Origin of the sequence: Flavobacterium sinopsychrotolerans, from assembly GCF_900110375.1 — a bacterium.
Taxonomy (GTDB): Bacteria; Bacteroidota; Bacteroidia; order Flavobacteriales; family Flavobacteriaceae; genus Flavobacterium; species Flavobacterium sinopsychrotolerans.
Window position 1 is genome coordinate 60,094 of sequence record NZ_FODN01000003.1, and the last position, 21,855, is coordinate 81,948.

At 32.8% G+C, this 21,855-nt stretch carries 15 protein-coding genes and 1 pseudogene; 2 read left to right on the forward strand and 14 right to left on the reverse strand.

The features are described from left to right. Positions 1-7 precede the first annotated feature (7 nt). A complete protein-coding gene (ku, locus tag BMX64_RS07140) occupies positions 8-784 on the forward strand; it encodes a non-homologous end joining protein Ku (protein ID WP_091169250.1) in 777 nt (258 codons plus the stop codon). A 438-nt stretch (positions 785-1,222) separates the two neighbouring features. On the opposite strand, the pseudogene BMX64_RS07150 reads toward ku, so the two are convergent. The 5 genes and pseudogenes from BMX64_RS07150 to dinB all read right to left on the reverse strand — a co-directional run. Beyond that, positions 1,223-1,477 (reverse strand): annotated as a pseudogene (locus BMX64_RS07150) (DUF1810 family protein); the annotation flags it as partial. Between the two features lie 75 nt (positions 1,478-1,552). Further along, on the reverse strand, positions 1,553-2,179 hold the full coding sequence (locus BMX64_RS07155) for an alpha-ketoglutarate-dependent dioxygenase AlkB family protein (protein ID WP_091169257.1): 627 nt from the start codon (positions 2,177-2,179) through the stop codon (positions 1,553-1,555). Beyond that, complete coding sequence (locus BMX64_RS07160; protein WP_091169260.1) at positions 2,176-3,558, reverse strand: exonuclease domain-containing protein; 1,383 nt, start codon at positions 3,556-3,558, stop codon at positions 2,176-2,178. The genes BMX64_RS07155 and BMX64_RS07160 overlap by 4 nt, the downstream gene beginning before the upstream one ends. 214 nt (positions 3,559-3,772) lie before the next feature. Next, positions 3,773-6,832 carry a DNA polymerase III subunit alpha gene (locus tag BMX64_RS07165; protein WP_091169265.1) on the reverse strand — a complete coding sequence of 1,020 codons (3,060 nt, stop codon included), beginning with the start codon at positions 6,830-6,832 and terminating at the stop codon, positions 3,773-3,775. A 527-nt stretch (positions 6,833-7,359) separates the two neighbouring features. Then, entirely contained in the window at positions 7,360-8,541 is a 1,182-nt protein-coding gene (dinB, locus tag BMX64_RS07170; protein WP_091169269.1) for a DNA polymerase IV, read from the reverse strand. Between the two features lie 88 nt (positions 8,542-8,629). Here dinB and BMX64_RS07175 point away from each other — a divergent pair, with 88 nt between their 5' ends. Then, entirely contained in the window at positions 8,630-9,394 is a 765-nt protein-coding gene (locus tag BMX64_RS07175; RefSeq protein ID WP_091169272.1) for an XRE family transcriptional regulator, read from the forward strand. A gap of 66 nt (positions 9,395-9,460) precedes the next feature. Here the strand turns inward: BMX64_RS07175 and BMX64_RS07180 are convergent, their stop codons facing one another. The 9 genes from BMX64_RS07180 to BMX64_RS07220 form a co-directional block, all read right to left on the reverse strand. Then, positions 9,461-10,717, reverse strand: coding sequence for an McrC family protein (locus BMX64_RS07180; protein ID WP_091169276.1), 1,257 nt, complete (start codon positions 10,715-10,717; stop codon positions 9,461-9,463). Further along, entirely contained in the window at positions 10,710-12,479 is a 1,770-nt protein-coding gene (locus BMX64_RS07185; protein ID WP_262987362.1) for an AAA family ATPase, read from the reverse strand. The genes BMX64_RS07180 and BMX64_RS07185 overlap by 8 nt, the downstream gene beginning before the upstream one ends. 102 nt (positions 12,480-12,581) lie before the next feature. Continuing rightward, positions 12,582-13,058: a ScoMcrA-related endonuclease gene (locus tag BMX64_RS07190; RefSeq protein ID WP_091169283.1), complete on the reverse strand. Its 477-nt coding sequence runs from the start codon at positions 13,056-13,058 to the stop codon at positions 12,582-12,584. 32 nt (positions 13,059-13,090) lie between these two features. Further along, a complete protein-coding gene (locus tag BMX64_RS07195; RefSeq protein WP_091169286.1) occupies positions 13,091-13,780 on the reverse strand; it encodes a phospholipase D-like domain-containing protein in 690 nt (229 codons plus the stop codon). Between the two features lie 203 nt (positions 13,781-13,983). Next, on the reverse strand, positions 13,984-16,596 hold the full coding sequence (locus tag BMX64_RS07200) for a hypothetical protein (RefSeq protein ID WP_091169290.1): 2,613 nt from the start codon (positions 16,594-16,596) through the stop codon (positions 13,984-13,986). Continuing rightward, entirely contained in the window at positions 16,589-18,049 is a 1,461-nt protein-coding gene (locus BMX64_RS07205; protein ID WP_091169293.1) for a hypothetical protein, read from the reverse strand. Before BMX64_RS07205 ends, BMX64_RS07200 begins: the two co-directional genes overlap by 8 nt. Positions 18,050-18,051: 2 nt before the next feature. Beyond that, on the reverse strand, positions 18,052-19,005 hold the full coding sequence (locus tag BMX64_RS07210) for a hypothetical protein (RefSeq protein ID WP_091169295.1): 954 nt from the start codon (positions 19,003-19,005) through the stop codon (positions 18,052-18,054). Positions 19,006-19,112: 107 nt separating this feature from the next. Beyond that, complete coding sequence (locus BMX64_RS07215; RefSeq protein ID WP_091169298.1) at positions 19,113-21,302, reverse strand: DNA/RNA helicase domain-containing protein; 2,190 nt, start codon at positions 21,300-21,302, stop codon at positions 19,113-19,115. After that, complete coding sequence (locus BMX64_RS07220; RefSeq protein WP_091169302.1) at positions 21,299-21,637, reverse strand: nucleotide pyrophosphohydrolase; 339 nt, start codon at positions 21,635-21,637, stop codon at positions 21,299-21,301. Before BMX64_RS07220 ends, BMX64_RS07215 begins: the two co-directional genes overlap by 4 nt. Between the last annotated feature and the right edge of the window lie 218 nt (positions 21,638-21,855).

The following is a 21,855-nucleotide window of genomic DNA, read 5'->3' on the forward strand; positions in this document are numbered from 1 at the left end:
AAATGATATGAGACCAATCTGGACAGGAACTATCAGCTTCGGGTTAATAAATATTCCCGTAAAATTATTTTCTGCAGTGCAGGAAAGTTCCATCGACCTTGACATGCTTGACAGTAAAGACCACGCTAATATAAAATTCAAGCGAGTTAATGAAAACACGGGTAAGGAAGTTGCTTACGCAGATATTGTAAAGGGATTTAAATTAGAGACTGGCTATGTGATTTTGGAAGAGGAAGATTTTGAGGCAGCCGATGCCGTTAAAACCAAAATGATTGAGATAATAAATTTCGTTGACGAGCGGGAAATTGACAGCCTGTATTATGAACAACCCTATTATCTTGAGCCTGAAAAAACAGCAATGAATGCGTATGCCTTACTGCGCGATGCTTTACAATCATCAGGCAAGGTCGGAGTTACAACATTTGTATTGCGAAATAAGGAAGGCCTAGCGATACTGAAGCCTTATAAAAATGTGATTGTGCTCAATCGCATACGTTATAGCCAGGAGATAAATGAACCTTCTGATTTAAAGTTACCGCCGCTGTCAAAAACTAAATCCAAAGAAATGGATATGGCAAATAAATTAGTTGAGCAGCTCACCGAAAAATTTGACATTAAAAAATATAAAGATACTTACACTGATAAACTCTTAAAGCGGATAGAGGAAAAATCGAAAGGTAAAAAAATCACCGCGCCAAAAATAGAGATAGCACATAAACAAAGTGATAATTTAATGGATATGCTAAAAGCAAGTTTAGCAGTTAAGAAAACTAAATCAGCTTAAGGCCGTGCCAGAAGGATCAGCCATACTATTAGTCAAAGAAATGCCTGCAAAATTTACCGGAAAAAAATATCGCCGTTAATGGTAACAGTAAAATTGACCAGAGTCTTTTACTTGAGAGAAAGGTAATTGAGTTTAAAAGTTGGGGTCAACATTTTCTCATATGCATTTATGGTCTAGAAAGAATGCAAAAGTCAAATTAAAAGCAATATCTGAAAAGCTAATCTGTGATGCACTTTTAGAACAGGACATTTTTGCAGGAGTAGGTAACATTATAAAGAATGAATACTTTATCGTGTTCGTGTGCATTCCTAATCCATTGTAAGGAAAATACCAATTGCAAAACTCAATAAACTCATTGATGAAACTTGTATTTACAGTGTTCAGTTTTTAGAATGGAAAAGAGAATACGAGTTAAAAAAGCATTGGCTTGCGGCACCTTTTGAGATTCAATAGTTCCTCGGAAATTTCAATCAGATGTTTACCCAAGATAGGATGCTGTAAATATGTAGCAGCCTCGTTCAAATCTTTAATTCCGTAATACTGTGCCGTTTCACTGGAATTCAGGCCCTTAATTTGAGGGAAAATATACCACATCCAGTGGGTGTTCTTTTTATTATTTTTTATTTCTGAGAGGGCCTTTAGGTATACTTGGTTTTGAGCGTCTAAAAATCGGATTAGTTCGTTGGTTATCAGTCATTTTTCTATTTATAGGTACTTCCGATAAATGGGATCACTAAATTAATACTTTTATTCAATATCAGTAATTTATCACAACTCACGGTTAATCTGTCTAAAAGTAAGATTGATGCGGGGGAGGATATCTTTTGCTGTTTTTGGCACCTGATGCTGCCAAAAGCTTTGCGTTGTTCCTGCCATTAATAAAAGCGAACCGTGATGCAAGGGTATTTCTACCTGAGGAATCTCTTTCCTGAATTTATGTCGCAATTGGAACATACGGGTTTCGCCGAAACTTACTGATGCAATTATTGCATCCTTACCAAAATTCTGTTCGCGATCACTGTGCCATGATACAGCATCTTTGCCGTTGCGGTATAGGTTTAGTAAAACACTATTGAATTTAACTTGTGTTTCCTTTTCTACTCTTTCCCGTATCGATCGTAAGTCGGGTGTCCAGTCCGGTTTGGTGAGAACGGCACCGGGATTGTCTCTGTCTTCGTACCACGAAATCATTCTTGGGACAGTAACTGTTTTATCGTATATTTCCATAGCATATTTCTGCCATGGCGTGTTGTTAAGTAAGGTAGTGTAATAATGGTCGGATTCTTCTTTCGTGAAAAAATTGTCGTACAGCATGAGTTCCGTATCCGGAAGGTCAAAAACCTTTTTTCCGCCAGTGCCAGATGTAAATATTTCTATGTCATTGAAGAGTGTCATAATTCTTTATGCTTTTGTTTAAAAAGTACCTTACCCGGATATTTCTCAGCATACGCAAGGATTAAATCTACAGTGTATTGGTTGCTTTTATAAGGAGTGACATAATCTTTTATCTCAGAGGGATCCGTAAATCCTATATCCGAAGCAATATATCCCATGCCATAAAAGTGACCGTTTTCAACCCAAATACAACTGCGTTCTTCTGCAGACCTGCCTTTGTCTATAATGGCAAAGCTGGGCCTGTTTTTTACTAAAAAATCAATAGCGTTTTCGACTTGTTCGTTGTGTATTTCCACTTCAGGTAAATCGTTCCGGTCTGGTTTTGGAATGAATTCTCCGTGGTCCTCCATGCCGTAATTACAGAATCGATTATCAATGCCAAATTGTTCGGATAGGCTGCGCAATACATTGATGCCTTTGTACAAACTATTGAAAGACTCTATGCTAGCCTGAAATTTGCCCAGTTTTCCAATTGCCAGATATCGGTAACCGCTGCGGGCTTCATACTCATACAGTCCATATTTAGGGTCAAAGCGTTTTAGTGCCCTGTTGTAGGTGGGCCACAGTTTCTTAATTTCAGTACATTCCAGCAACAGTGCCATTAATTCGGTAGCACAGACTTCAAAGGAAATACCGTGTATGTCCCTCAGAAAGTTTTGCCTTTGTGGCGTGATATTATGGCCACTGAAATGGGAAGCGACCCGTTTTTTTAAGTTGATCGCCTTTCCTACGTAAATGACTTTTCTTGTCTGATCGTAAAAATAATACACCCCTGCTTTATCCGGTAACTGCTCAAAATCAGCAGGTGGCAGGTTAGGAGGTAAACGCTGGTCTTGAGAAGTTTTTTTTATCATTTTTTCGATTACTCCTTCAACATCCCATTCCAGCAAACGAGAAAATAGGATGGCTGTGGCATCTGCATCACCACCAGCACGATGTTGGTTTGTCAAAGGAATATCTAAGGATTGGCAAAGCCTTCCCAAGCTATATGAAGCCAGTCCCGATTTAATCTTTCTAGCGGCGCGAACGGTACACAATTTTGGTGCAGTCCACTTGAATCCGCTTGCTTCGAGTTGGTGGCGAACAAACGAATAATCAAAGTTCACATTATGGGCAACGAAAATACGTCCGGTAAGCATTTCTAAAACTTTTTCAGAAATGGCATCAAAAATGGGTGCGTCCCGTACCATTTCATTGTTAATTCCGGTTAGCGAAAAAATGGCAAGCGGTATTTCCTTTTCTGGGTTGACGAGCGTTTCCCAACGGTCTATTATGTTAGTTCCGTTATGGATAATAATGGCAATTTCTGTAATGCGGCTGCCACTGGCATTCCCGCCTGTGGTTTCTATATCTACTATTGCGTATTCCTGATTTTTCATGTGATTTATATAATTTATCTTCTTTTGTCTTGACACAAAAGAAGCAAAAAGTCAAGGCTGGCAAATCAAAAGCTTGAAAACTACCTTGAAGCGTCGTTCCGCGCCCCAAGCCGTTCGCCTTGCAGGCTCAACTCGTGGAGCGCTGCCACTATGCTTCTTCGTTGTTTTCTAACACTTTTGATTTAAGGCCTGAAAACATTCTAATACCATTTTGTTAGTCATTGATCATCTTATTTCTTGGTAAATTAATTTCATGCTCCTGAGGATACGGTGCTCGATGTGTCATGCTGACATCTTCCCGAATTTGTTGGTGTACTTTATATTGCCGGTCGCTGGTGTTGGAATATCTTGGATCGGGGAGGAACGGCATTTTAGCCATTTTGGAAATGGTAATAGTAGGAAAGTGGTAGTCCACTTCTACAGTTCCTAATAGCAAATAACAGCCACCGCCTTGGAACGGATATTTCTCCAAACTTTTAGTAAAATGTGCGGTGTCGAAATATTCGCCTTCGATGTCGACCCAAGTTCCAAAATACATGGCACCCATTTTGGTGGGCACGTGCTTTCTGGAAATAAGATAGGCCAGCATCTTTACCGTTTTTTTATGGTGACTCAATAAATCTTTCGCCATTACGTCCCCCCGATATTTGGTCTGCAATAAATCGAATGGGGTACAGGAGACCGGAAAACTCAGCAGCTCGATTTCATCAAACGCATCTTCAAAAGGGGAGCGTTCGAGTATAGGGAGTTCATATTCTTTGATTGGTTCCTGTAGCAACATCAGGTTTCTGTTTTCGGGTTTGAAGTTGACCAAAATCAGTCTGGCGATCACCAGCAATTGGTTTTTTGTTTTACCGGTATAGCGGAACGCTCCGATAAAAATTAAAATCTGTATGCCTTCAATCCCTATGGGAATCCGATTGATGAAATCTTCTAAAGATTTGAATTCACCCTGTTGCTCACGCTCTTTAACTATACCATGCGCTACTTTACTTTCCAAACCTTCCAGATGCATAAAACCAAGGTAGACGTCGATGCCGTACACCGTAGTTTCATAGTCACTCTTGTTTACACAGGGATTCTGAATGGTAGCCCCCGACATTTTAGCTTCATGAACATATACTTCGGTACGGTAAAATCCACCCTGGTTGTTGATTACCGCTACCATGAATTCAATAGGGTAGTAGACCTTAAGATAAAGACTTTGGTAACTCTCGACAGCGTAAGAAGCAGAGTGCGCTTTACAAAAGGAATAGCCAGCAAAAGATTCAATCTGACGGTATATTTCTTCGCTCAACTTTACCGGATGTCCTTTTTGTGCACAGCAGGCAAAGTAATTGTCTTTTACTTTTTGCAAAGCCGCTTTAGAGCGTCCTTTCCCACTCATGGCACGTCGCAGAATATCACCATCGGCAGCCGGAAGTCCTGCATAATGCAAAGCAATCTTGATTACGTCTTCCTGATAGACCATCACCCCATATGTTTCTCCGAGTTGTTCCTTAAAAACGTCATGAAAATATTCAAAACGATCCGGATGGTTGTGCCGGAAAATGTATTCTTTCATCATACCCGATTGAGCCACACCCGGACGGATGATTGAGGAAGCTGCAACAAGTATCTTGTAGTTATCGCATTTCAGTCGGCGCAACAAGCCCCGCATGGCAGGGCTTTCGATGTAAAAGCATCCAATGGTTTTTCCGTGGCTTAGAAAATGATTGGCCTTCGCCTCATTTTTTGATATAGCAGTATCTCGGATGTCGACTTTAATCCCCTGATTTTTTTCAATCAACTTCACACTGTCATCGATATGACCAATCCCGCGCTGGCTCAGAATATCAAACTTTTCAAAACCGATATCCTCTGCAATGTGCATATCGAACAGCACGATTGGAAATCCTTTCGGAGGCATTTCCAGAGGCGTATAATTGGTAATGGGTTCTTCTGAGATTAAGATACCGCAGGAATGCATGCTGCGTTGGTTGGGGTATTTTTCGAGTAGCATACCGTATTCCTGCACTAGCTTTACGATTTGATTTTTATCATGTAACGCCATTGGGTTTTTAGCCAAAGCATCTAATTCCTCTTTTGGCAATCCAAAAACTTTACCCACTTCCCTGAAAATGGAGCGGTACTTAAATTCCACATTTGTTCCACAGAAAGCAACATGATCGGCACCATAAGTGTCAAAAATGTATCGGAGAATGGTATCGCGTTCTTTCCAGGACCAGTCAATGTCAAAATCGGGCGGACTCTTGCGGTTCACATTCAGGAAGCGTTCAAAATACAAATCGAGTTCAATAGGGCAGATGTCCGTTATTCCTAGACAGTAACTCACTATACTGTTGGCACCGCTACCCCGACCGATATGCAAAAAGCCCTGACTCATGCTGTATTGGATGATGTCCCACGTAATCAGGAAATAGCCGCTGAATTCCAATTGGTCAATCACCTTTAATTCTTTTTCTACTCGTGCTAACGCTTGCGGATTATAGGCACCGTACTTTTTTAATACTCCTTCGTAAGCTAATTTCGTCAAAAGCTGCCTATCACTTTCCTGACTCCCAGAATAGTATTTTTTGTTTTTTGGTGTTTTGAAATCAAAATCAAAATGACATTGATCCATCAGCTTCTGTGTGTTTTCGATGATCTGTGGATATTCCTCAAATTTTGAAAGCAGTTCCTCCAAAGGAATCATTACCTCAGACGTCTTGCAATGATCAGCATCAGTCAATTTGGACAAAATCACATTAGTATCAATAGCTCTTAGGATTTTATGAAGATTGAATTCTCTTTTAGTTCTAAAGGTAACAGTTTGTAAAATCACCATTTTGGTAAGCCAAAAATTCCATTCGGGAAGAAATAATTTGGGAAGCTGATCGGGAGCAATGCCTATATATTCATGGTTTTTTAATTCCGTTGGCCTATTTTCGAAAGGGTAAATAATGCATACGTCATTAAATGAAGGAGCAGCCAATGGCAAAGGACTATTTTCAAAATTATGTTTGGTCAGAAAGCGGTTCATTTCGGCGAGCCCATCAGCATTTTTAGCCAAACCGATGTACCGCAATTGATGGTTGCAGCGAAATTCTATTCCGACGATTGGTTTAATCCCAACTTCGTTACAGGCTTTTGTAAAATCATAGATACCAGTAACCGTGTTGATGTCCGTTAATGCCATTGTCTTAACCCCACAAACAACAGCCTGCTGGATAAGATCCAACAGCGGTATGGTGCCGTAGCGCAGGGAATGAAAAGAATGACAGTTGAGGTACATAATTTAATATCTATTTAATCCGTGTGTAATTAAGTTTTTATGATGTTTAGTTTATTTATTCACTCTAAGCTTGTTGTGCGCTACTTTTTAGATGGTCTTCGACAAGCTACCAATAAGGTTTTTATTAAAAGTGAAAATTAGACTTATTAATTTTCTTTTTTGCTTGATCAAAAAAGAAACAAAAAAATCAAGTCTTGCGCTTCCTCGTCGGTCAAATTAAGTTTTCGAATTAGCTTTGCTCTGTTCGCCTTCGGCTCGAGTCTAAAAGAGGCAGCACTCGCTACGCTCAAACAGCTTTTCTTTTTACGTATTCTTCAAACATTTGACTCTCGACTGCGAAAGCTAAGGACAGTTGAATCTCGTAAGCGATTTAAACTTGATTTATAATTTAACCTAAGTATAAAACATCATTATTTATAGTTTTTTTTAAATAAACCTCAGGCTGACATTTCAATTATAATTAGTATTTTCTTTTAAATTAATGCTTTTTATCCGGATTTAAATAATTACAAGCAAGGGGTATATCTTTAGGTTTTTCGTTTTAAAATTTCCGATTTGTTGTTGGGTTTAAACGTTGCTCCTGCACACCGCATTACAGCATCAAAGCCATAACGTGTTTTCATTTTGTCCATGGCTTGGTATAGCGACAGCATTTCTTCGGTATCTTCAAACAAGTTGATTTGATACGTGCCACGAACCAACCCACTGAAACGAATTCCGATTAAACGGAGCCGCATCCGACGTTGGTAAACTTTATCAAATAAGTCGGTAACGGTTTTGGTCAGCGTATGATCGGCTGAGGTATAGGCTACTTTGCATTGTTTGGTTTCGGTGTCAAAATTGGAGTATCTAATTTTGATCACCACAGTGGAAGTCAGCCATTCTTCAGAACGTAATTGGAAGGCTAATTTCTCTACCATTCCAATCAGTATTGATTTTAATTTTGGAATATCAATGGTATCCTGACTAAAAGTATGTTCCGTTGAAATGGATTTCCGTTCCGTGTAGGGTTCCACTGGATTGTTATCGATGCCATTGGCTTTCTTCCAAATGTCGATACCATTCTTGCCAATCATCCGTTGCAATACTTCGGCAGGCATTTCTGAAAGGGTCTGAATGGTACGGATTCCAATTCGGGATAACAGTTGAAATGTCACATCGCCCACCATGGGTATTTTTTGAATCGAAAGCGGATTTAAGAAAGACCGCACCTTATTTTCTGGTATTTCTAAGTTTCCTTTGGGTTTGGCTTCGCCGGTACCAATTTTGGAAACCGTTTTGTTAACCGATAAAGCAAAGCTTATTGGTAGACCAGTTTCTTTAGTAACGGAATGTGCCAGTTCGTTAGTCCATTTGTAGCCCCCATAGAATTTATCCATACCCGTGATATCGAGGTAAAATTCATCGATGCTGGCTTTTTCTACAATTGGTGCTTTTTCTTGGATCACTTCGGTTACGTCATGCGATAATTTGGAATACAATTCCATATCGCCTTTCATCACTTTTGCCTGAGGGCAGAGGCGGAGTGCCATTTTAATAGGCATGGCGGAACGCACTCCGAAAGTCCGGGCCTCATAAGAACAAGAAGCCACGACACCACGATCTCCGCCACCAATAATCAAAGGGATTCCCTCCAGTTTTGAATTCCCCAGTCTTTCACAGGACACAAAAAAAGTATCTAAATCCATGTGTACAATTGCTCTTTCCATCTTCTTTTCTTTTTTATACGTTACAAAATTAGTACAGATACTAACAAATTTGATTATATTTGTTGTTACAAATTATAACAAAATACCTATGTCTTTATTTTCCGACAACATCAGGAACCTTAGGGTGCAACATAAAATTTCACAGGAAAAGCTGTCGGAATCGTTAGGGATAACCAGGGGCAGATATGTTAAATATGAAGACGGAACCTCGGAAGCACCGTATGAAATATTGAAGAAAATTGCTCATTATTACCACATCAGTATAGACTTGTTGCTATCTGTGGATGTGCGTAAAATTCCTTTGGACGATTTGTTGCAACTGGAAAATAACCGATTGGTGCTTCCAATCACAGTAGATAATAGGGGCGAAAATTTTATTGAAGTCGTTACACAAAAAGTAAAAGCCGGCTATCTGAATGGGTATGCCGATCCGGAATACATTGAAAGTCTGCAACAGATTTCATTGCCGTTTTTGGGATCGGGGAAGCACAGGGGTTTTCCGGTGGAAGGAGATTCGATGCCACCACATGTAGATGGTTCCATCATTGTGGGACGTTATGTAGAAAGGCTTGGAGATGTCAAGGATGGCAAAACCTATATATTGATCACCAAAAGTGAAGGTATGGTATACAAGCGATTGAATAAAAACAAAAAGAATGTACTGTTTGTGGAATCAGACAATAGTTTTTACCCGGTTTATGAAGTCAAGGTTTCTGACATTCTTGAGATTTGGGAATTCGTTTGCAACATTGGACTCACAGATGAAAAACAGCAAGTAACGGAAACGGCAAGTGTAAAAGATCTGTTTTTAGAGCTGAAAAGGGATATTAACAATTTGAAATTTAAGCTTTAAATTTAGGTTATTGTTAGAAAGGAATACCGAAGTCAGGAGGCTAGGGAGAGCTTGGTTATTTTTTTGTCAAATTATATTAAACCATTCTAAAATGGTGTTTCCTATTTCTTTGTCTAGGGTTTTTTTATCCGAAACGAAAATAGAAATTTTACCAATTCCGCATTCGTGATGTGCTGTTTCTGTTATTTTATTAAAAGGAATAAAATCCTCTTTTGTAAATGTTGTAGTATTGGAAGGATACAATAACATTGCTTTAGTAGATTTCCAATAGTCATTGTACACATACATTTGGCGTAAATCATCCGTTGAAGGTTTACTGCCATTTATGTTTTTCCATTTAGTATCAATAATAAAAGTTTCGTCTTCTTTTTCAATAACGATATCTGGACGAATGGTAATCCCATTCCAAAAAGGTTGTGATTTTTGACCATGAACAGCGACATTTAAATCGTTGTTTTTTGCTGCTTTTTTTAAGCAGACTAATACATATTCTTCCCATAAAGAATTCATATCAAAAAGTAAGGCCAACATATTTTCCTTACCACTGGACACATTGGGTGCAAAGTTTAAAATAATTAATCTTGCAATCTCCAAAGCCGTTTTATAAGGAGCCGTTTTTCGGGATTTAGGTATCTTAGCAAAAGTCGCTTCATTCGCCTTAATCGGTTGCACTTCAGTAAAATCCAGTTGAACGGACTTACATTTACTATACAAATAATTTCCTTTCGAAAATTGTTCGATAATATTTAATGCTTGTCCCAAAACCTGATGTACTAAATGATCTTTTTCATAGACTTGATGTGTGGTGTAAAACCGCTCTTTATGAATTAAATTTTTTTGAATATGCCCTGCGAACTCTAATTTTCCTTTTAATGCTTTAACATTATTCGTCTCTTTATAATATTGTTTAATCAAACCTTGGTGAATAAGTAATTGTATTTCATTAAGATACCATTCAAAATAAATATCCAGTAAATGAATGTTTTGCTTGTTGACATTGGCATGACCCACATTATCCACTTTTAGTTTTTTAGTAGCTCGCAACATTTCTATTAAAACACCTTGCCAAACTTTCTTGTCCTCAGATGAATGATCCGCTTTCGGAAGAATTTCAATACACAAACCATCAATTTGGACTACGCCAACATATTGAGCGAACTTAATGCCTTTATGGACAATCGTAAAATACTTGTTATCATGAAGCACATTCAGTTTAGCCAATGCATTAAAATGCTTTTCTTTAAACGAAACAGCATTGTACTCTCTGCCATAAGAGAGCGTTTGATGTTCAAAAACCTGTATTTTATTTATGGGTTTAGACATTGCGGTTTAATAACAAATGAACTGCTCCTTCTATATCTTCTATTTTGTCAATTAATTCAAATTGAGTTCCAATATCTGGAGTATTAATGTCATTGAAATTAGCAAACTTTACCGTTTGATTCTCTTTTACACGGACAAAACCTTCTCCTAATATCAAAGCAATTTTTTCATAATCATGATAAAAATATTCCTGCAATAATGGAAAGATATTGTTTTTGAAAACCGATTTTAAACTTACAACGTCTCCGTTTCTAATTTTTAAAAAATAAGAATGGCCAATAGTATGATCCCGATCTAGTAAAACTTCAATTCTTTCATTAATGGTTTTTAATACCTCAGCTAAATTAAAATCGTTGAATTGTATTTCTTCTAATAATGCTGGATTAGGCATAATTTCTGAAAAGGAAAAACGTCTGCGTAAAGCGGTATCCAAAGCTTCTACACTTCGATCTGCCGTATTCATGGTACCAATGATATAAAGATTAGAAGGAACTCCTAATTCTCTTTTAGAATAAGGCAATTTTACTTTAAGTTCGTTAGTAGAACCCAATCTTTTATCGTCTTCAATCAAAGTGATTAATTCCCCAAAAACAGCTGAAACATTTCCCCGATTTATCTCGTCAATAAAAATTGCATACTTGTTTTTCGGATCCGCTTCTGCTTTAATACAGAGTTTTTTAAATATACCGTCTTTGATTTCAAAAGCGACTTCGGTTTCTCCTTCATCTAATCTCGGTTTTATACCTTCTACAAAATCCTCATAACTGAATGACTGATGAAAAGTAACGAAGTCATAATTCTTAATTAAGGTATCATTACTAGGTTTGTAATTTTCACTAATCGCTAGAATTTTTTTTCCTTCAGGGTAATAATCTTCTAATAATTTTTCATCTATTGTCCATAGCGAATCTTCACTTTTTGAGAAGTATAATGGTTCCGATCTGTTACTCACATTCACAAAAGGGCATTCCATTACAGTATGACTTTGCAATTGTCCCCAAATGGTTGGTCGAACTGTTTTGGAAGAAGATAATTTTTCTTTTATTTTTATTAATTCATGATTTACGATATCATTTACCTTTGTCTTACCAAGATCAAGAACAGCAATACTTATTACTTGCCACCACGTTAAATCAGCAACAACTGATTCTAAATACTGTTCTTTTGTTAAGGCAGTTTCTCTTATTGTAAAATTATCAAAATGGGTGTTTTGCAATTCAAAGGTTTTTCCTGTTCCAGGAGGACCGTAAAGGATTTGGTTTAGAGGTTGAATGATTCTATTATTTATTGTTCCCATGTCGATTCCACTTTTTATACTATTGAGATCTAATAATGTTTCATATTGTTCTCTTATTGTAGTAAAATTAGTTCCCTGACTACCACCTTTGAAATCTTTAAAAACATCATCATTTTTGATGGTTTCCCAAAGAACAGGGTTGTTAAAATAGTTGTGCTCTATCTCAATTGACACACGATTATTATCAACTTGTTCTGTTGATTTTAGGTAAAAATCCATTTCTGAATTTTCTTCTTTCCTATAAGTGACAGCAGAAGTTACACGAGCCAGAGCATAACAACCTGAATTTTGCCCTGTTAACCACAAAATTATTTTATCCCCAATTTTGATTTTGTCTTTATGTGCACTAACAGTCCATGTTTTTATAGCATTAGCTTCCAATGCAGCAATCATGTTATATATTTTGGGATTACCTTGAAAAACCCAATAATTAATTGTCTTCTGTTGAATAAATCTCTCTTGCAAAAATTTCAGGTAATTATTATTACCTAAAATTGCTCTCGGTTGATCATTGGAACGCTCCTAACTATAAATAGCAAAATCGCTATTTTTATCATAAATATTTTCTTATATGCTTTCAAATTGAGTTTTAAAATTTATGGTATCAATAACGAAAAGTTCAGTATTGAAATTTTCTTTATACTTTGTTTCATTTAATTCCAATTCATTTAAAAGCCGCTCTTTTTTTGCACCAAATTGCTTCGAAAAATAATTACTTTTTTTACCATCATTAGAAATAATCCAGTCTGCAAATTTTTCCTTTACATTTATTAAGTCTGCCGTTTCCACTATCTTATTGACTATTTCAAATCCTTCTTTTTTTAATAATTGAAAAGCAGGAGTATCAATGCCACCTGAAAAAGTATTAGAATCAAGTTCTTCCCCTGTTGCAAATCGATTAGCAATGCTAATAACTAATTTTGGAGGATAGGGTTTGTCTTCATGGATTACATCATAGGTACTGGAATGTCTTCCGGATCTAATTCCCTGTTTGTCAATTTCTTTAATTGCAGCTAGTATGTGCTCTTTTTTGATTTCGTTCATTTGATGTTATTTACTACTAAAAGCTTGAAAAATTAATTATACCTGTAACAATTATAGCATTCAGGTTTAGACATCGTTGTATTCTCTTCTTTACCACACTTGTGGCAAACATTCTCAATGTAATCATAGTTCTCCCAAAAATTCCAATTTGAAAAACAATCAGTACAATAAGGTTTTTCAGGGTTGCACTTTATTTCATCTTCACAACGAATACAATAACCCTTATGTTTATTTTGTTCTTTTGACTTTGGTTTTGAATAATTATTTACTTCTTTAACATAAGTTTTTTTTGCTTTTATTTCATCAGCTGAGCCAATTATAGACATGGTTTCTTTTACTGCACTTTCATACAATTCTTTGTCATTTCTTCTTTCAATAAATATACCCATTTCTCTATTGTTTTGTTCCGAGAATTCATACATATTCATTGAGGTAATAACCATTTCACTTTCATTAAAATAGCATTTTGCATGCAGATTTTCAAAAAAATACAACTGCATGTTTTTCAATGTTTGTAAGTTATTTAATTGATCCTCTTTTAAATTATTTTTACCATAAACAATTTTAATGTTTACGCCCCTTTGTGAAGCGTCCTTCAATCTTTCTAAAAATGTTTTAGAGATTTGTAAATAAGGAGAAACCAAAAATAATTCTTTTGTTGCCCCAATAATTATATCTTCTAAATGATGGGATGTACCTTTTGTTGTTAAAAATTTAGCCATTTAATTTCTACCCTGTAATTAATATATTTTTTTATTTTTCTTCTTATAAAATCTTTATGTAACAAATAAAATAATCCAATTCTGAACTTTTTAAACCTTTTCTAATGAAAAAGTAAAGTTTGCATTAGCTTTATGTTTGGTCATTTACCCATGTACGCTTGTTTTTCGTAGCCTTTTTAGTCTAGCATAGTTATTCTTTTGAGTTACATAAAACTCTGTTCTAATCCCATTTGTCTAATTCTATCCAACCACTCAAAAATCATAGTTGAATTATATTTTCTATTACCAAATGCATCTTTCTCTTTCTCCATTGCTATTGCCATTAGCGCATATTCATTTTCTAATGAAGTTGAAAATATCCCTTGGTCATCTGTATTTATTGAAACAGACAGTTGGGGACAATCTTTTATTAAATCGGGAGACGTTTCTAATCCAAGATTGAAAAATTTACTAATTGGATGTTTTGCATATCTTTTGAACGTACCAATCAAATAATTAGAAGTTGGATTGCATTCAATTGCAATATTTTTAATTTTTATGTCATGCATCATTTTTTCTTGGACAGCCTCAACTAATAACATATAATCATGTGTGACCTCAAATTGCTTTATCAATTTACCGTCTTCCTTTATTTTTGGATTAAAATGATATTGTTGATTTAAAAACTTTACATCAATATTTTTTCTTGTATTTTTTGATTTAGGATATTCTTCATTTATGCGACATCTTTCCCAATAGGTTAAATTTATTTTTTCATATACATCTGTATCTAAAGTGTCTATATATAAATATGGATCATCACCTCTTAATTTCCAAGCGTCATGATATATTGTTTGATGAAAATATTTATTTTTAAATTCATTTTTTTTATCAAAATTATCTTTATACAATTCTGAAAATAGATTTTCATATAATTTTTCCAATCTATTCACTTCATTTCTACAAATACCTATTCCAAATTTTCTAATTTTAGCAAGTAACCAAACCGTATTGTCTAAAACGATTTGTTTTGGAAGCATTAATTTATGTTTCTTAAACTGATAATACTCTTTTGCATCTATTCCTAAAGCTAAAGCATGTCCAATACGGTCACCCTGCGTAAGATTTAGAAAAATAACACATTCATCAATGGCTCTTAATCCATCAACTAAATCATAGAAGTCTTCTCCAGCGTGATACGTTGCATATATTTTATGTTCACTCACCACTTGTTTTAAATGATTTAAAGTGCCTTTTAATTTGTGATTTTTTAAATATCTAAAGCCCTGTGCAAATACTTCAGGTGATGCTGCAAATTCACTTGAAGCTGCATCAATACCTCTTATAGATTCAGAGTATTTTATGTTTTTTTCTCGTAATGTACTTATAGCAATGGATTGGTTTTTAATTTCTTTCCTCAATTTAGAATGCCTGCAAGTGACATAACTTGAAATACTTGAAACTTTTAATTTATCTTCTTTTTTAATATAATGTATAGTATAAAAATGCTTTGGTTTTTGATTCAATTCGGAAGTAACTAATTCGGGTCTAAATTCCTTTTCTGATTGAATAGCATTTTTTTTTAGTGTTTTATTATAAGAGGCAATACTTTCACTTAATTTACTATATTCCTCTTTTGGTGTTATACGTACTTCAAAAGAACTTATTTTACTATGATTCAAAGTGTCGTTAACTGCAAGGTTCACAAATGCAGTATGGTAAATGGAATGGTCTGGAAGAAATAATTCCTTTCTGTCTTGATATTTTGAAAAATTTCCAAAACCTATTTTGTCATTCACTTGAATTAACTCAGCTCTAAATTGTGCTTTTATCAATAAATAAGTATGAAATAGATGATGGAACTTTTTGAAATCTTTATCTTGATTATATATTTTTTTGAAACAATCATACATTAATTTGCGTTCACCATAAAATATATACGAATGCGATAAGTTTTGAATATGAATGTTTTTGGGTATAGCATAATCAATTACTTCTGTATTTTTAAAATGCTTGAACCTGTGTCCACAATCTTTTTTATTTAAACCTATTTCTTGATTTAATTCATTCAGTTTAATTATTAAATCGTTTGAATTTATATTATTTGAATCTTGAGTTAAATCAATATCTAGTATTGGATTTAAATTGTTAATATGATTGAATAATTTTGATCTAATATATGCAGCTTTGTAAACTAATACTTTTAATGTTTTTTTTGAAGAATTGGAAGAATTGGAAGTCTTAGTAAGTAAAGTCATTTCTTTTTCTAAAGCAGTAAATTCCTTTTCAAAATGATTAACATTATTCATTAAGTTTATCCAACTCAAATCAAAAACAGGTCCTGAACCTTTCAAATGAAAATGATTTTCTGCTAATCCTTTTTTTAATAAAATTCGCAATCTTTTATTGTTGGAGAATGCTGTTGGTCGCCATGAGAAGAAATCTCTACCTCTTTGTGAAACACTATCTGTATAGGCAAAATGAGAGCAAGTCAATAAATCCTCTCCAACATAATAGGATAAATCACGCCATTTTAATAAATGTTGGTATTCTATAAAAGGCTCAAGATTTTCTTCGACTACTACTTTGGAATTAAAATGGGTCAGAATATTAAAAACCGATTTTTTTTTGACTTTATCATTTACCAAAAACCAATCAGTTTCTAACTTGATAAATACATTTTGAATTTCATCCAAAGAATAATTAGAAAATGAATGAAGTCCATTTTCTAAAAAACTTTGCTGACCAATATAGTCTTCTTCGTATTTTGCCCTTAATACTTTATCAGGACAATAATCAGCAAATAATAAGCGTATTGATTTACGAAGATTATCCATTTGCGATTTTCAATAATAAGCTGTAAATATTGTTAAATCCACTATTAAATTGTCTATCCATTAGATTTCTGTATTTTTTTAAATCTTTATAAACTTCAATATCTTTTTCAAACACTTTAATCAAATTATTTATTGCTTGTTTTGTTCCTTGTTGACTATTTTTAGAGTTTTTGTCAAAATACTTAGCGTACTTTTCTAATACAAGGTTAGCATTTTCTATAGTGTTTCTATTATAAGGCTGATTTTTATTTATTCTATTAAAAACATTTTCAATTATATTATTGCAATCAGTCTCATTTTCAAGCCAGAATTTAAATATAGGATTATTGATCATTACATCATTTTCAATATGATCCAAAAATTTATATTTCAATTTTAATTGGTCAAAACAAAAAACAAAACCTTTGAATAAATAATCATTAATAGTTTTTGAATAACTTATATGTGGTTCTCTATAATTTGTCGTAAAATCATCAAGTTTATCAAGAAATTCTTTTACAAATTCAATATTTGTAAACAATATTTTCAATTCATAATTATTTATGCTCCAATCCTTACATTCATTGATGAATTGAATAACATTATTATTATTATTATTATTATTATTTAGAAAATCATAATTATTTGCTTCAAGTATAAAAATACTTACAAAAGGGTATAGTGGCGAAAACATTGCATTATCATAGATAGAAAATTTTCTTATCCTTTCAAAAATTCTTTCATCGGTTAACCTGTATTTTGAATCATATTTACCTAAATATGGTAAAAAATTAATTAGCCAAATTTTTTGCAAATCATTTAGTTCATTATGAAAAGGCTTCAAATTAAACTCAAAAAAATCTCTTCTTCTTCTTCTTGAATCAGATTGGATTACAGGGAAAACTTCAAAGTTATCATTAACTAGACCACCTTTAAATAAATTTTCTTGAATTGAAGAATTTGCTTTTAAAAATCTTAATGATGTATATATTTTTAAATAATTTATAAATTTTCTACTAATATGGTCGTTTATATCAAAGCTTTCCTCTAGATATTGAAAACTTAAACAAATATCAGATATTGAAATGTTATTTGGATTTTTAGCTTTAAGTATATCTGTTTCAATTTCCGAAATACTATCATCACTCAATTTTAATAAACTATTTAATAATACAACATTAAAAATAAGATCGTTGCAGTCTTCAAGTCTTTTAAAAATACTTGTTTTTTCATTATTAAATTCTGATGTGACTCTATTTCCAAGATACCTAATGAATTTATTCAAATTATCATCTTCACTTTTAAAAGGACTCATTAGTTCATGATATCCTCTTAAAGTATTCGGAATTAAATCGTTGTAAAAAAAATCTGGTTTACTTATGAACAGACCTATTTTCTTATAGATAAAATCAAAAGTTAAGTCTTGTATGTCCTTCCCTTCTGAGAGTATTAAATCATTAAATTTTAAAATCATATTTAAAACATTTTTAAGTTAGGTAATTCTAGTCTTTTCTCAAATGGCAATATTTTTTCAATATATTTTTCTGTTTTATTAATTAACTCAATTTCTGTTAACTCATTTGATTTGTATTTGATTAAATTATCAAATTCTTTGTAATAATTATTTAAAACAGATTCTCTCAATTGTTCAACTTTACAAGCTATTAAAATAATAATTTTACTTTGAATTAATAACTGACGAATATCTTCTAACATTTCATATGTTTTCGAAATATTCAAATCAAAATCATCAATTGCAATTACTAAAAATTCTTTATCTTCAAAAGATTTTAAATATTCCGTAACTAAATCTTTAAAACAATCTCTTAAATTACTACTCGTTGCTAGCTTACTTAGAGCTTCAATAGTTTCAAGTTTATATAATTCTTTTCTATCAGAATTTATTATTTGAAGGTTTTCAAATACTTTTTGAAAACGAGAAATTAAATTTCTTCTTACATCTTCTGAAATGTCTGAATCCTTTTCTTTTAATTTATCTTGAAACTTGGAAAACATTTTAGCTAAAATAATTTCAAATAAACTTTCATTTCCCTTGAATAAAGAGGGATCAATAATATCAATTTCAGCAAATTTATTATTTCGTAAAATTTCAAAGGTTGACTTTAATGATTTATCGTCAAGTTTTTTCGCGTCAAAAAAAACTTTATGTTTATTTTCATCTTTATTATTTATCAATGCATTTCTAAAAGAAATCATTGATGAACTTTTTCCTTTACCTCTTTCTCCAGTAAAAGCTATTATATTATTAAAATCGTCATATTTGTTTTTACTATTAGATTGATTAATTATTTCAACAACATTTTCTGCAGCATTGATGTAAACATCTTTAAAAATAGAATTATGAAAATCTTTTCCCTCTTCAATTTTTATTCTGTATTCTTCGTTTAAATTAATTGTTAATGTTGACATATATTATTTTTTATTTTTTAAATTCAATTACTCTCCCACACTTACCTGACTATTCATCAACAAAGGCAACAATCGATCTAGTAGTTTTTTTTAAGATAATTGGTGGTTTACAGCACACACTCAAACACCCCAATTACTTTCAAATTACTCAACTCATCTTCTGCAAGTATAATATCTTGATATTCTATATTATCTGAAAGAGGTTTTAAAATAATTGACTCATGAGTCCATACTTCATTCTCCATGTTTTTTTTACTTCTATATTCTTTTACAGTATATCCAGAACCAAAATCAAGGTCTTGTATATTTGTATGTTCCGCCAATACTATTTTTCCATCTCTAGATCCACCTGAATATTTTCTAAACATACAAATTGAACCGTTTGGAATTATTTTATTCATAGATTCACCAATAACTTTGCAAGCAAATAAATCTTGTGAAGGTTTAGAAGTGTTAGGTAATGCAATCCATTGACAATCATTTACAGTTTGTAATTCACTGAAGTTTCCTGCAGCAACCTTTAAGTCATATAGGGGAATGCTATTTACATAAGGAATAACATCATGATCTTTTAAAAATACTGTTTCTTTTTCAGTCCTATATTTTGGAATAAATTGAGAAAAATAGTCTCTTAGGTTTTTATCGCAAACGTATACGTAAGTGCCTCTAATGCCTCTAAGCATTATGGTCTTGTAAATATTTAAGATGAAATTTTTTAACTCTTCTGGATCAACGATAGATTGTTTTCCATTTACATCATAATAGTTTTCTTTTAGAATTTTAATTTGATCTGTTGCCTTATCATAAGTAATTTCATTTCCAAAAATTATTCCTGTATAGTTTAAATCATAGCCTTGGGTAGTATGAATACAACCCACTTCATCTCTTGATTTTTCAGAATTAACCCAATCAATATTTGTACTGTTCCATTTTAGCCTAGTATTTTCGATTTCAATATCATAGTCTTGCTTAGCGTCTTTTTTATTAGACACCCATGGCCAAGAATATCCCGCTACTACTCTAGACAAGCCGTTTTCTATATCTCTAGATTTTATTTCGCTTACAATGTCTTCAATAGAATCAAAAAGGATAAGTTCATAATCTTTGGAGTTAAAAATAACATCAGAATTAGTCAATTTACATTTTAAAAGATTATCAATATAATTGACATAATCATTGCCTCCTCTTGCTCTAAACTGAGATTTTAAATATTCTGTTTTGGTTAAACAATTTACTTTTAGTTTATCGAAATCTTCTTTCTTTACATCTGATGGTTTTATTGATTGATTTTCATCATAAAAATAAATTGTACTTTCAGATTGTTTCATTATCCAATCTAATTCACTGCAAGTATGTTTGTTTAAATTTAATTTTTCACAAACAACATCAAATGCTCTAAAATAAGCACCCAAATTAACACGTCTCCTTAATCGGTGCGACTCGTCTACAATAACAATATCAAAAGTATCTTTTACGATTTCTGCGGGACCAATTACCATATTGGCATTTAATCCTTTAATATTTTTAAAAACTTTTTTTAAAGTAGTTCTAAAAGATGACATTGGAACAACTAATGCCATTTTGGGGTTTGGAAATTTTCTTTTCAATTCAAAGACAATTTCCATGAATTCAAATTCATCATTTCCGAATTCCTCAAAATTAAAATCCTCATTTGTAGTATTAAGTAACTTAAATAAGAAAATAGCTAAAATTGTTTTTCCAGTTCCTGCACCACCTTCAATAATAATATTTTTATACGTATTATCCAGAAGGTTTTTCATAATAACAAGTAGACCGCTCTTTTGTTCTGAGGTTAAAGTTTTGTATGGTGAATATTTAAATAAATCAGAATTATCAATATAATTAATAGGGTGTTTAGCTATGCCAGCTGCTCTTAAGTTATCCCAAATGGATTTGAAAATATCCCAATATACTTCTTTCTTTTGGTAGTAATTATGATTCGCTAATCCAACATTTCCATTAATTAATTTATATTGTCCATCTCCAGAAATATATTTAATGAGATTAGATTCTATATCTAATGTTGCAGATTTATTAAACTTTTCACTTGAAATTAAATGTACTGCGGAGAGTTTATTTTTTATGTTATTCTTTAAATGGCTGCTCATTCTAGCATATGCATCTGTAGTTTCACCAACATAAGCTTCATTTACATTTCCATCACTTATAATATAAACAACAGGCCACAAATCTTTGACATAATGTATATTATTAAAATCATTTATGAGGTTGAAATCAAAATTAAATTTTTTAATAGAGAAAGGGTTTTGACTCATAGTTCATTATATTTTGTCGAAGTGCCTTTTGCTTTATCAACTGGATATTTTAGAGCATTTTTTTTAATTTTTTCTGAAATGATATCAAAAATATCCAAGTCGTGCTTTTCTGCTAATAAAAAAGCAAAAGAGAGTACATCAGCAAGTTCTTCTTTTAACTTTTCGTGATTTACATTTTCAACTTCACTATCCTTTTTCCATAAAAAAAGTTCATTTAATTCCGAAGCTTCAAGTGAAATGGCAAGTGCTAAATTTTTTGAATCATGAAATTGTTCCCAATCTCTTTCGTTCCTAAATTGAATTAATTCATTTATTACTTTTTTGTACTTATCCATAACATTCAAATTGTTTTTATTAGATGTCCAAACTTAAGAATAATAAAAGTCTTACACAATTTCTATTAGACGAATACTATACTGAATTTGCTATATAATAAAAAAAATATTATCCATATTTCACAACATATTAGATACCGGTTGACTAATTCTTAATTCATTTATACAAATAAATGATGTTTTATGAGATTTTACTATACCTGTTTTTGATAACTTTA